Origin of the sequence: Halopseudomonas maritima (assembly GCF_021545785.1) — a bacterium.
In the GTDB taxonomy this organism is placed as follows: domain Bacteria; phylum Pseudomonadota; class Gammaproteobacteria; order Pseudomonadales; family Pseudomonadaceae; genus Halopseudomonas; species Halopseudomonas maritima.
This window is the reverse complement of sequence record NZ_CP079801.1, coordinates 1,929,770-1,942,944: the sequence shown is the minus strand read 5'-3', so window position 1 is coordinate 1,942,944 and position 13,175 is coordinate 1,929,770. Positions and strand designations below refer to the sequence as shown.

Here is a 13,175-nt window from a genome sequence, read left to right as displayed (position 1 = left end):
GCAGTTAGAACGACAAGGTGCCGGATACCACCACAGTGCGCGGCGCACCTACGGTCAGGTAACCTGCGCCCGGATAACCACCGGCCGAGGCCCAGTAGTCACGGTTGGCAACGTTCTCGACCCGTGCGCGCAGCGTCATGTCCTGTGCGTCGTTGATCAGGAAGCTGTAGCGCGCACCCAGGTCAAAACGCGTCCAGGACGGAATCTCACGGGTGTTGGCAGCGTCGATATACTGCTCGCCGGTGTAGATGATCCGACCATCCAGCGCCAGCCCGTCCACGCCCGGCACCAGATAATCCAGCCCCAGATTGGCCTGCACCTCGGGTGCGCCAATCCCGTCGTTGCCCTCCAGCTCGGTGTCCAGCAGGCTAATGCCGCCGAGCACCGTCAGATCGTTGGTGGCCTGACCGAAGGCATTGAACTCAACGCCGCGATAACGCTGTTTGCCGACCACGCCGTAGGTGTTGCTGGCGTCCACGCCGGCCACTGGCTTGCGACTCTGGAACACACCCAGGCTACCGCCCAGACGGCCACCGTCGTACTTAACGCCCAGCTCAGCCTGACGGGTGACGTAGGGCTCCAGCGCTTCGCCACCGTTGGCAACCGGGGTGCCACCAGAGGTGTTTGGTGCAACATCACCCTTAACCAGGCCTTCGATGTAATTGGCGTAGGCAGACACCTCAGGGCTGACGCGATAGACCACACCAGCGATTGGGGTAAGCGCATCGTCATCGTAAGAGGCGGTACGCGAACCATCGGCGTAGGCGTAGCTGTAGGTGGCGATGTTCTGCTGCCGCGCGCCCAGGGTGACCAGCAGCCGGTCATCCATAAACCCGAGGGTATCGGCGATGGCGTAACTGCGGGTGCGGGTGCGCTCGGTGACTTCCGGGTCGCTGAGCGAACCGGCGCCGGCCGCGGTAGCGGCGGGCTGCGCGCTGTCGAACGGGTTATTGATATTGCCCAGCACCTCGCGGGTAGCGAAGCTGGACGCGCCCCACGCATTCGCTGACTTCATCTCGTAGGTCGAGGCCGAGGTGGTCAACTGATGGCTGACCGGGCCGGTATCAAAGCTGAACCGCAGCCCCATGTCGCCGGTGACTACCTCGTCTTCGCGCACGTTGTGGAAGCGGTAGGCGTTGGTGTCGCCCGCAGTATTGATAACCGTCGGATTGGCGAAGTTGCCCTCTTCCTCGCTGGTACGCAAACCCCCGGCCAGCCAGCCGGTTACGTAGTCGTTGAAATCGTATTCAGCACGCAGGCTGCCAAAGGTGTCCTCGGCGTTGGAGTAGGTCCAGCTCTGCGCCACGCTTTCATCGCCATCCGGCGCTGAGGGCACAGGAACGCCGGCGCCAATGGTGATATTCGGCTGGCCAGCGTCCACCTCGTGGTTCTGGTAGCCCAGATCAGCGGAAATACGCAGACGATCACCCCGGTAGTCTGCCCCAAGCGCCAGCAGCGACAACTCGCTCGACTCGCCATCAACCGCCGTATCGCCATCACGGCGCGCCATATTCAGGCGCATACCGATGCGATCATCGGCGAACCGGCGGGCAAAATCGCCGGCGGTGTAGTACTGACCGCCCGAGCGAACACCGGCGGTCACCTCGTTTAGCGGTTCGTTGGTAGCGCGCTTGGGCACAATATTGATCGCCCCGCCCAGACCACTGCCGCCCGGTGCAGCACCGTTGAGGAAGGCGTTGGCGCCACGCAGCACCTCGACCCGCTCGACAAATTCGGTGCCCATGTACTGACGCGGCAGCAGGCCGTACAGGCCGTTATAGGAGATGTCGTCAGAGTAAATCGGCAGGCCGCGTACCATGTAAACCTGCTGGAAGTTGCCAAACCCGCGTGCCACGCGCACGGCTGGGTCGTTCAGCAGCACCTCGCCAATACTGGCGGCCTGCTGGTCCTGAATCAGGGTTTGGGTATAGCTGGTGGCGGTGAACGGGGTTTCCATGTAGTCCTGGTTACCCAGGATGCCAATCCGTGAGCCAGCTGCCACCTGTCCGCCTGCATAGGCCGGCGGCAGCCCTTCGGCGGACGCATCGGCGCTGGTAGTCACGGTCAGCGATGGCAGCGCAACAACCTCGGCAGCCGCCTCATCACCTTGCTGCGCCTGCGCCAGACCTGCGTAAAACAGCGAGGACAAAGCGAGAGAACATGCAGAGCGTTTGAAAGGAAGAGAATGCATTAGTAGCCTCGGCATGCTGGCCCTGCCTAGCACCATGCGCCGACCAGCCATACTTGAATGAAATTGCAGTGCATTCTCATTATATGTTCTGTCTGGCCTGCACGATACCCCGTCAAGGGCCGTCCTGCGTTCCTGTGGCCGGCAGGACGACAGGCTTACCCGCGTCAGGCGCCGCGCAACGCCCTAACCCAGCATGCCGGCCGCCAGTAGCAAGGGTGCGCTGGCCAGCGGCAACCAAAGCGCCAGCCGTGGCTGATAGGGCAGCAGGAATAACAGACTGATGCCGCCGAGCGAGAGCATGCCCAGCCAGCCGACCGGCGCCATGGCCGGCGGCCAGATTTGCCAGGCTACCAGCAGCGACAGCGCCAGCAACAGCCAGCCCAGCGGCCGGCAGACACGCTGCCAGCCGGGTTGCAGGCCGCTGGCCAGTTGCTTCCAGTGGCGGTCCATGGCCAGGCACAGCCCCAGCATGCCGGCGTAGGCCAGGATCAGCCCCAAAAAGAACAGCACCACGCTCATGACTGGGCTCCTGCCGGCTCGGGCCGGGGTTTGGCGGGCTTGGGCGCCTTGCGCGGCGCGGCGCGGCGCGCTCTGCCGCAGCCGGCTGATGCGCCACGCGCCAGCTGGCCCATAGCAGCAGAACGCCGCAGGCCGCCGACGTAGCATCCACTGACAGACGCAGCACGTCAGCCGCCGACGCGGCCAGCGCCCGATCCAGCAACGGCAGGGTCAACAGCAAGAGACCCGCCGCCGCCAGCTGCTCAATCCAGGCTCGCGCAGGCGTGCGCACGCGGGCGTGCAGCAGCGCCAACAGCCAACTACCAAAGAACACCCGCTGCTCCCACTCGCTGCGTTCAGCCAGCTCCACCGGCAGCAGCCGATTGGCCCACAGCATGGCCACGCAGGCGACCATCAGACCAGCCACGACGGCGGTATTCAGCCAGTCGGCCTGGCGCAGCCAGGTCGCACTTACCCTGGCTTGGCGACGGCGTTTGACGGTGTAGAGCACCAGCCCGCTGGCAATCATCGCGCAGCTGATCAGGCCACAGATAAAGTACAGCCAGCGCATCGGGTAACCACCAAATTGGGCAAAATGCAGACCGGCCATAACCTTTTGCGTCAGCAGCGTCGGCCGGCTCGGGTCAGACACGCGGGTGACCTCACCGGTAATCGCATTGAAGGCCATCGACTCGCCCTTGGTCAGCTCGATACGGCTGCCCAGCAGCGGACGCACCTCCACCTGAGCGCTGGCACGATCGGGGTTGCTGACCGAGACAGATGACAGCATGCCCGCACCGTAGTGCGCTTCGCCCAGCGCGATAAAGCTGGCCAACGGCAGCATCTGTGCCGGCGGCGCCTCAACCGTGCGCGGCGCGCGGCCCCCACCTCGCGCAGGCGCCTCGCCACGGACGGCTTGTTCCACACGTTCGCCCTGCCCACCGCGCTCAGCCTGACCCCGTGCCTGCTGCCCTTGTTGCGGTTGATGCTGCTCCGCACCCGGACGCAAGTCGCGGAACATCGCCTGGCGATCGCCGTTGTAGAGCGCATCGCTGGCCGCCGGCATATAGATCAGAAAGAAAATCACCAGGCCGGTATAGGTAATCATCAGGTGGAACGGCAGCAGCAGCACGGCGCTGGCGTTGTGGCCATCCAGCCAGCTGCGCTGGCCCTTACCGGGGCGGAAGGTGAAAAAGTCCTTGAAGATCTTCTTGTGGATGATGATGCCGCTGATGATCGCCACCAGCATGGCCATGGCCGCCAGCCCCACAATCCAGACACCCAGGTCACGCCCCATGTGCAGGGTGTAGTGGAAGCGGAAGAAGAAACTGCCGCCCGCAGTGTCACGCGGCTCGACCAGCTCGCCAGTGGACGCATCCAGATAGGTGCGCTCACCGCGTCGCTGCTCCCCGGCGGAGACGCTGAGATCCGGCCCCCGCTCGCTCGGCAGACCAATATTCCAGGCGCTGGCGCCGGCGTGGTTGGCGCGCAGCCAGTCTTCGGCCACCTGCACCGCCTCGGCCTGACTCTGGCCGGTGACACGCAGCTCCGGCTGCATCCACCAGTTCAGCTCCTTGTCGAACACCGCCAGGGTGCCGGTCAGAAAGATGGCAAACAGCACCCAGCCCAGCACCAGCCCGGCCCAGGTGTGCAGCTCCGACATGGACTGCGTCAACGACGCTTGCTTGGCCATCAGGCAGCCCCTGCAAACCAGTTCGGCCCAAAGCCGATCAACGCCAGCGGCACCAGCGCCAGCAGACTCAGCAGGCCGCGACGCAGGGGCACCGCGTATACCCACAGCACGTAGCAGGTGTAGAGTGCGAAGGACAACAGGGTCGCGCTGATGGCCGCATCGATACGCTCAAACGGCAGCAGTCGCGCCAGCGCGGCGGTGGCGTAATACGTCAGGGCGTAACCGCCAAATACCGCCAGCAGAATGCGCATAAGCGTGGCCGGCCAGACCGGCGCTGTGGCGCTTGATACCTTGGACATGTTGTTCTCTCGATAGCTCCCTAACCTACAGGGCGCCCGTCAGTTGATACCGACAGGCGCCCTGTGTCTGTGACCCGACGAGTCGTCTGCTGCAATCAGAAATCGACCGTCAAACCAAAGTTTGCTCGCCGGCCATCCAGCACCACACCGTAGCTGTCATTGGTGATTTCCTTGTTGGCCACATTGTACAGACCGCCTTTGACCGTGACGCTGTCGGTCAGACGGAAACCAACGCCCAGATCGACAAACCCGTAGCCCGGCGTGCCGTCAGACATGCTGGTGCGGCCCATGTAGTCAGAGGTCTCGCCACGGTAGTTACCCTGCGCCCAAGCGTTAAAGCGCGGGTTGATATCCCACTCCAGCAGGGCGTTGACCATATGGCGCGGCTGCTTGTTCAGGGGCTCGCCCTTGAACTCGCCCGACTTCTGCTCCGACTGGGTGAAGGTGTAGCTGGTCGACAGGTTCCAGTTGGGCTGGAAGCGGTAATCCAGGGTCAGCTCAACACCCTGCATCATCGCCTCGGAAATGTTCTGGCGGGTGCTCAGGAACCAGTAGGTCTGCCCGTTGAAGTCACAGGTCCAGGTGGACGGGTCGTTGCGGTCGGCGGTATCCGGGCTGGTGCAGAAACGATCCTCGGCAATCTTGTCCTTGTACTGGGTGTGGAACAGCATGGCGCTGGTGTTCAGCCCCAGGGCGGCATTGTCGTAGACATAACCGACTTCGTAGTTGGTGCTGGTCTCGGGCTGCAGATCGGAGTTACCGATAATCAGCGCGCGCGGCAGCGGCGCAATGGGCGAGCCGCCGCCGCCAGTGCCACGGCCAAAGCCTTCGGTGGCATCGGACAGGGTCGGTTGGCGGTAGCCGGTGGAAACGCCACCCTTGATGGTCCACTCCGGATTCAACCGGTACACGCCATACAGGCGCGGCGACAACTCACCACCAAACAGCTCGTCGTCGTTGTAACGCAGGCCGGTGGTCACCGACAGCTGATCAGTCAGCGCCCAGTCCACCTCGGCAAACAGCGCGGCGATCCAGCGGTCTACACTCTTCACCGCACCCGGCACGCCAGATACCAGCATGCCGTTGGTTTCATCAACAAACTCTTCCTGCTTGTACTGACCACCAAAGGTGATCACATGATCGCCCCAGAAGTAGCTCGCCTGGCTGTTGAGCAGGCTGACCTCCTCCTGCTTGGTGCTGCCGGTGCCCGGCTTGTCGGAGATATCGTGCTGCAGGTAGCTGTTGACGATCAGGTCGCCGTAGTTGCCATCGTGGCCGATGGCATACACGTCCTTCTCGTACCGTGTAGTCGAGGCGGTTGCGGTGGCCGCAATGCTCTCGCCCGGGGTATGGGTGTACTTGAGCTCGGAGGCGGTGTAACCCAGGGTGAAGCGGTTCTGCTCGTTGGGCGTCAGGTAAAACTCGACGCCGCCCTGCTTGCGCGTGCTCTCGGGCATGCTGGCCGCGCTGTCGCCACCACCGCTGAAGCTGCTTTCGTCGGTACCGACGTAGGTGCCGGTAAACTGCGCCCCCAGCAGGCCATCAATCAGCGGACCACCCAGATAGAAATCGGCCTGCTGCGAATCGCTGCTGATGTCATTCATCGCGCTGGTGTACTCGGTAGAGAGACTGCCGGCCCACTCATCACCGCCGCGCCGGGTAATGATGTTGATCACCCCGCCCATCGCCTCCGACCCGTACAGTGAGGACATCGGGCCGCGAATCACTTCAATACGCTCGATCATGGAGACCGGTGGCAGGCCGATCTGCTTGCCGCCATCGGAGCCATTGGTGTTGACCATGCGCCCGGCGGAAATCGGGCGGCCATCGACCAGATACAGGGTGTAGCTGCTGCTCATGCCACGGATGCTGATGTCCTGCATGTTGCCGCCGCCGGTGACATAGATACCGGGGATGTTGCGCACCGCGTCGGTGATGTCGGTATAGGATTGCTTCTCCAGCTGTTCGCGGGTGATGACCGAAATACTGGCCGGTGCATCGGCGATGTTCTGCTCGTAGCCTGCTGCCGTCACCACCGTGATCTCGTCCAGCGCCACGACGTCATCAACGGCGCCCAGCTCATCGGCGACTGCCGTAGTAGCCACGCCCAGGGTCGCCAGCGCGACTGCACAAGCCAACTGGTGGCGTTTGAAAATCCCCATACTCTCAACTCCCTAGCAAGATAACGACAGACGACATCAGCCATCGCCCGCTCCCGTCAGGCCGACGCTGATGCCCTGAAATCGGCACAAATGCTAGTTATTCCTATTTGAGAGTAAAGCGCATTTACATTCTATACAGCTGGCAAACGGAACCAGATCTGCAGGCCGGGGAGGCCGTTGAGCGCCCAGATTGCGCCGCCCTGCAGGCGAATTTGCCGTTCGGCGATAGCCAGACCAAGGCCAAAGCCACCATCACCCGGGCGGGCACTGTTGAGACGCGAGAAGGGGCGGAAGATCTGCTCCAGATGAGCTTCGTCGACACCGGGCCCCTGATCAGACAGGCAGATCAGCCAGTTACCGCCTTCGCGCTGCGCCCGCAGCTGCACCAGGCCGTTGTCCGGCGAATGCCGGATGGCATTGCGTAGCACGTTCTCCAGCGCCTGACTCAACCCGTTGAGGTGGCCCTGCACCCGGCAATCGGCAGGCAGCTCGGCGCTGATGCGCTCAGGCGACCAGCCCGACTCGAACAGAGCATCCTCGCGCAGCACCTCCCAGAGCGCATTCAGATCCACCGCCTCCAAGGGCAGCTGACCTGGCTGGCTATCCAGCCAGGCGACTTCCAGGGTGCCATCAAGCAAGTCCTGCATGCGGTCAACCTCGTGCTCCAGTCGCTCGCGCAGCTCGCTGTGGCTGAGGTTGCTTTCAGCCGCCACGCGCAGCCGGCTGAGTGGGGTGCGCAACTCATGGGAGACATCGCGCAGCAACTGGCGCTGTTGCCCGATGGAGTCGCGCAGGCGGCGAGTCAGGTAGTCCAGCGAACGGCCCAGCTCACCCATCTCATCACGACGCCCGGCCAGCTCGGCGGGCAACAGGGTTTCCAGCGGATTGGCTCGCATGGCGTTGGCCTGACGACGCAAACGCTCGAGCGGCGAGATCAGCAGCATGTACAGCAGGGCGCAGAACAGCAGGGAAAGCAGCGCCGGCATAAGGTAGAGCACCAGGGCGTTAAGCAGCGGACGCATGGTCCAGGGCGTCAGGGCTTCGGGCAAGCGCAGCACCAGCGACTCTTCGCGCCCGGCCATGGGCACGTAAATCACCTGACGGCCGCCACCACGCCTGCTCATCGGCGAGGTATAGCTGCGCAAAAACGTCAGCATGTTGCGCTGTTTCTCGCTTAGCGGCTGACCCGGCAGCGCCTGCAGGGCGCTATCCACCACCACCAGAATTTCCGGTGACAGCTCCGCGTGCTCGTCTCGCCAGGCGTTCAGAGCGTCCACCCCCTGATCCAGTGCGCTGGCAGCATCGGCCGCGTAGCCACGCAGCTCACCCAGGGTTGATTCAGGCAGGCGCGCCAGATACTGATCCACCCGCTGGGCCATATAGTCGGTAACGGCAATCATGCACAGACAGAAACCGGCAACCAGCAGCACCATGCGCCAGTAGAGCGAACGATAGCCCGGCATCAGGGTTGCTCCCGGCTCAGCAGATAGCCATGCCCCCAGACCGACTCCAGGCGCAGGATGTCTACTCCGGCCTGGGCCAATTTGCGACGCAGGTTGCTGATGTGCATGTCCAGCACCCGATCATGGCGAGTAAAGCCGCGGTGCAACACCTGCTGGTAGAGAAAGGCTTTGCTCTGCACCTCGCCGAGGTGCGCATGGAGCACTTCCAGCAAGCGATACTCGGTCGGCGTAAAGGTGACGGAAATATCGCCATAGCGCAGCCGCGAGGCTTTTTCATCAAAGCGCAGTTCGGCGTCGTCGACCGCAGGCTGGGTTTCACCCTGACCACGCTCATAACTGATACGCCGCAAAATGGCGTTGACGCGTACCTCCAGCTCACGGCTGCTGAAGGGTTTGGGCAGATAGTCGTCGGCGCCGCGATCAAAGCCGGTCACCCGGCTTTCCTCATCCCCCAGGGCCGACATCATCAGGACCGGCGTGCCGCCCATGCGCCGCAGCCTGCTCAGCAGCTCCATGCCGCCAAGCCCCGGCAGCATGACATCCAGCAGAATCAGGTCAAACTCGCCGCTGCCGGCCTGCGCCAGACCCTGCTGGCCGTCTGTGGCCAACACCACCTCATGCCCGTAGCTGCCGAGCGACTGCTGCAGGTGCTCACCCAGCACCGGGTCATCTTCTACCGCCAATATGCGCGCTTGAAATACCTGCACAGGCCACACCAAGAATGAGAACCATAAACGCCCGCAAACATACTGCATCTGCCACCGCCCAGCAAACGCCTCCGGTCACCGGTGCCTGTCACCCGCGCCGCCAAGCCGCTACAATGCGCGCCCACTTCTTCGCTGTTAACTCCAGGATTGTCCGTGATCTCCACCGCCAACATCACCATGCAGTTTGGTCCCAAGCCGCTGTTTGAAAACGTCTCCGTCAAATTCGGCAATGGCAACCGCTACGGCCTGATCGGCGCCAACGGCTGCGGCAAATCCACCTTCATGAAGATTTTGGGGGGCGAGCTGGAGCCCTCCGGTGGTCAGGTGATGCTGGAACAGAACCTGCGCCTGGGTAAGCTGCGGCAGAACCAGTTCGCCTACGAAGCCTTCAGCGTGATCGATACCGTGATCATGGGTCACGAGGAGCTGTGGAAGGTCAAGGCCGAGCGTGACCGCATCTACTCGCTGCCGGAGATGAGCGAAGAAGACGGGATGAAAGTCGGCGAACTGGAAGGCGAATTCGCCGAAATGGACGGCTACACCGCCGAATCCCGCGCTGGCGAGCTGCTACTCGGTCTGGGCATTCCGCTGGAACAGCACTTTGGCCCGATGAGCGAGGTCGCCCCCGGCTGGAAGCTGCGCGTGCTGCTGGCCCAGGCGCTGTTCTCCGATCCCGACGTGCTGCTGCTGGACGAGCCCACCAACCACTTGGACATCAACACCATCCGCTGGCTGGAAAGCATCCTCACGGCGCGTACGAGCACCATGATCATCATTTCCCACGACCGTCACTTCCTGAACGCGGTCTGCACCCACATGGCCGACCTGGATTACGGCGAGCTGCGCCTGTTCCCTGGCAACTACGACGAGTACATGACCGCCGCCACCCAGGCGCGCGAGCGTCTGCTGTCGGACAACGCCAAGAAGAAAGCCCAGATTGCCGAGCTGCAGACCTTTGTCAGCCGCTTCTCGGCCAACGCCTCCAAGGCCAAGCAGGCGACCAGCCGCGCCAAGCAGATCGACAAGATCCAGCTCGAAGAGGTCAAGCCCTCCAGCCGTGTCAGCCCCTTCATCCGCTTCGAGCAGTTCAAGAAGTTGCACCGCCAGGCGGTAACCCTGCAGAACGTCAGCCAGGGCTTTGACGGCGAAACCCTGTTCAAGGGCCTGAACCTGCAGATCGAAGCCGGCGAGCGGGTCGCCATCATCGGCCCCAACGGGATCGGCAAGACCACCTTGCTGCGCACGCTGGTCGGTGAAATGCCGCCGATGGCCGGTGAGGTCAAGTGGGCTGAAAGCGCCGACATCGGCTATTTCGCACAGGACCACGCCGACGACTTCAAGGACGACTGCACCCTGTTCGAGTGGATGGCGCAGTGGACCCAGGGCGGCGAACAGCTGGTGCGCGGCACCCTCGGCCGCATGCTGTTCTCCAACGACGAGATCGGCAAATCGGTCAAGGTGATCTCCGGTGGGGAACAGGGTCGCATGCTGTTCGGCAAGCTGATCCTTGGCAAGTCCAACGTCATGCTGATGGACGAACCGACCAACCACCTGGACATGGAATCGATCGAAGCGCTCAACCTGGCACTGGAGAACTACCCGGGCACGCTGATCTTCGTCAGCCACGACCGCGAATTCGTCAGCTCACTGGCTACCCGCATCATCGAGCTGTCCGAAGACGGCGTCACCGACTTCTCCGGCAGCTACGACGACTACCTGCGCAGTCAGGGCGTGCTGGTCTGATCACCGCGCCGAGGACGCCGCCCGGCACCTCGCAACAGGGTGCCGGCAGATGTCTTTGCATAATTTACATTCGGCTGTAGCCGTTGAAATACAGGCTCCGCAAGCGATTTACGCAGACGGAAACACAGTTGCCATAATCACTTTGATTTGCAATTGATTATCATCTGCTAAATTTCTTGCTGGAGCCAACGTAATGTCCCCTTTCCGCCAACGTACCCTGCTGGCCAGTGCTGTCGCCCTGGCGGCGATCAGCCACGCACACGCTGAAGACGACACCGTCACCCTCGATAGCCTGGTTATCACCGCCTCCGGCTTTGAACAGAAGCTCACCGACGCCCCGGCGAGCATCAGTGTGATCAGTCAGCAGGATCTGCTGGAGAAGCGCTACAACAGCCTGGCGCATGCGCTGGGAGACGTAGAAGGCATCGATATCGGTCAAGGCACCGGCAAGACCGGCGGCCTCAACATCAGCATTCGCGGCATGCCCAGCGAATACACGCTGATCCTGATCGACGGCCGCCGTCAGAACGCCGCTGGCAACGTCACGCCCAACGGCTTCAACGAGACCTCTACCAGCTTCATGCCACCGCTCTCCGCAATCGAGCGAATTGAGGTCATTCGCGGCCCGATGTCGACCCTGTACGGCTCAGACGCGATGGGCGGGGTGGTCAACATCATTACGCGCAAGGTGGCAAAAGAGTGGACCGGCTCGGTAACACTGGATCATACCTTCCAGGAGAACAGCGACTACGGCGCCACCAGCAATGCCAGCCTGTACACCAGTGGCCCGCTGGTCGAAGACCTGCTTGGCCTGCAACTGCGCGCCAGCCTGTTTGATCGCCAGGAGTCCGACCTGAGCTTCGGTGACGGCAGCAACGTGAGCAAGCGCGGTCCGTCCCCGGTCGACGGCCGCAACCAGACCCTCGGTGCTCGTCTGACCCTGACGCCCCATGACGACCACGACTTTAGCCTGGACGTTGAGCGTGGCCGCCAGCGCTACAACAACGACGAGTGCCAGCTGGGCACTCTGGATGGCCTGAACCGTGCCTGCACCACACAGGTCACCTCCGCCAACGGCTATGCCGACGAACTGCGCTTTGAGCGCGAGCAGATCGCCCTGACCCATACCGCGCGACTGGGTGTCGGTACGCTCGACTCCAGCCTTATGCGCAACCAGACCGAAACCATCGGTCGCACCCTGCCGGGCGATCCGATCGGCGGCCCGTCCGGCATTCCCGGCAGCCTGGCGGGCGACGACCGCGAGCTGGAAACCACCAACCTGGTATTTGATACCAAGCTGGTCGCGCCGGTCGGCGATAACCACATGACCACCGTGGGTGCGCAATGGTGGAAAGCCAAGATGACCGATGGCATTGCGACCGAGGACTTCGAGCAGAAAACCTGGGCGCTGTTTGCCGAAGACGAATGGATGCTACGCGACGACCTGGCACTGACTCTGGGTGCCCGCTACGACGACCACGATGCCTTCGGCGGCCATATCAGCCCCCGCGCCTATCTGGTCTGGAATGCGGCCGACAGCTGGACCGTCAAGGGTGGCGTCAGCCGCGGCTATCGCACACCCGACCTGAACGAACTGCATGACGGCGTCAACGGCATCAGCGGTCAGGGCACCGTGATCACCATCGGCAACCCCGATCTGGACCCGGAAACCACCACCAGCACCGAATTTGGCGTGTACTACAACGGTTACAACGGCCTCAGTGCCAATGCCACAGTGTTCCACAACGAGTTCGAGGACAAGATTGCCAGCGGCAACCCGGTGGCCGATCCGCTCTGCGCCGGCAACGCCGGTGGTACCTGCTCGCAGCTGGTGAATATCGATGAAGCCGTTACCCGCGGCCTGGAGCTGGCAGCCAGCTGGGAATTCGTTCCCGCCTGGACGCTGAGCGGTAACTACACCTACACCGACAGCGAACAAAAAAGTGGTGCGGACAAGGGTCAGCCGCTGACCAATACGCCGGAACATCTGGCCAACGCCAAGCTCGACTGGCAAACCTCCAGCCGCCTGAACCTGTGGCTGCGCGGCGAGTATCGCGGCGAGCGTGCGCGCTTCTCGTCCAGCTATGCCAACCTGGCCAACGGCAACGGCAGCTACTCCAGCAACCAGTCGCTGTATGACGCACTGGGCGCGAAGACCAAGGCGTACACCCTGTTCCACCTGGGCGGCTCATTCCAGGCCACCGACAACCTGACCCTGAACGCCAGCATCTACAACCTGTTCGACAAGGACTTCCTCAAGGGTCAAACCTACACCACCTACACCAATGCCGGTGCGGTGGATGGCAGCGCCTTCGGCAGCGACTACATCGTCAGTGGTCGTTCTACCACCGGCGTACTGGAAGAAGGCCGTCGACTCTGGGTGTCCGCCAACCTGACCTTCTGATGGCATGCGGGCGCG

The 13,175-nt window shown here is 62.7% G+C and carries 8 protein-coding genes and 1 pseudogene; 2 read left to right on the top strand and 7 right to left on the bottom strand.

Annotated features, from left to right (window positions below):
* Positions 1-4 precede the first annotated feature (4 nt).
* The 7 genes and pseudogenes from HV822_RS08885 to HV822_RS08855 form a co-directional block, all read right to left on the bottom strand.
* Positions 5-2,149, bottom strand: coding sequence for a TonB-dependent receptor (locus HV822_RS08885; RefSeq protein WP_238873498.1), 2,145 nt, complete (start codon positions 2,147-2,149; stop codon positions 5-7).
* A 225-nt stretch (positions 2,150-2,374) separates the two neighbouring features.
* Positions 2,375-2,641: a DUF3325 family protein gene (locus tag HV822_RS08880; RefSeq protein ID WP_318035918.1), complete on the bottom strand. Its 267-nt coding sequence runs from the start codon at positions 2,639-2,641 to the stop codon at positions 2,375-2,377.
* A 118-nt stretch (positions 2,642-2,759) separates the two neighbouring features.
* Positions 2,760-4,382, bottom strand: a pseudogene (locus HV822_RS08875) (PepSY-associated TM helix domain-containing protein); the annotation flags it as partial.
* Positions 4,382-4,681: an iron transporter gene (locus HV822_RS08870; protein ID WP_238873497.1), complete on the bottom strand. Its 300-nt coding sequence runs from the start codon at positions 4,679-4,681 to the stop codon at positions 4,382-4,384. The pseudogene HV822_RS08875 and the gene HV822_RS08870, both read right to left, overlap by 1 nt.
* A 95-nt stretch (positions 4,682-4,776) precedes the next feature.
* Entirely contained in the window at positions 4,777-6,843 is a 2,067-nt protein-coding gene (locus tag HV822_RS08865; protein ID WP_238873496.1) for a TonB-dependent receptor domain-containing protein, read from the bottom strand.
* Between the two features lie 131 nt (positions 6,844-6,974).
* On the bottom strand, positions 6,975-8,306 hold the full coding sequence (locus HV822_RS08860) for a HAMP domain-containing sensor histidine kinase (protein WP_238873495.1): 1,332 nt from the start codon (positions 8,304-8,306) through the stop codon (positions 6,975-6,977).
* Positions 8,306-9,022, bottom strand: a complete 717-nt coding sequence (locus tag HV822_RS08855; protein ID WP_238873570.1) for a response regulator transcription factor — start codon at positions 9,020-9,022, stop codon at positions 8,306-8,308. Before HV822_RS08855 ends, HV822_RS08860 begins: the two co-directional genes overlap by 1 nt.
* 144 nt (positions 9,023-9,166) lie before the next feature.
* Between HV822_RS08855 and HV822_RS08850 the strand changes: the two genes are divergently transcribed.
* Together HV822_RS08850 and HV822_RS08845 are read left to right on the top strand one after the other, a co-directional pair.
* The gene (locus HV822_RS08850; protein WP_238873494.1) at positions 9,167-10,756 is read left to right on the top strand and encodes an ABC-F family ATPase; all 1,590 of its coding nucleotides are present in this window, start codon (positions 9,167-9,169) and stop codon (positions 10,754-10,756) included.
* 193 nt (positions 10,757-10,949) lie between these two features.
* Positions 10,950-13,160 carry a TonB-dependent receptor domain-containing protein gene (locus tag HV822_RS08845; RefSeq protein ID WP_238873493.1) on the top strand — a complete coding sequence of 737 codons (2,211 nt, stop codon included), beginning with the start codon at positions 10,950-10,952 and terminating at the stop codon, positions 13,158-13,160.
* Positions 13,161-13,175 lie beyond the last annotated feature (15 nt).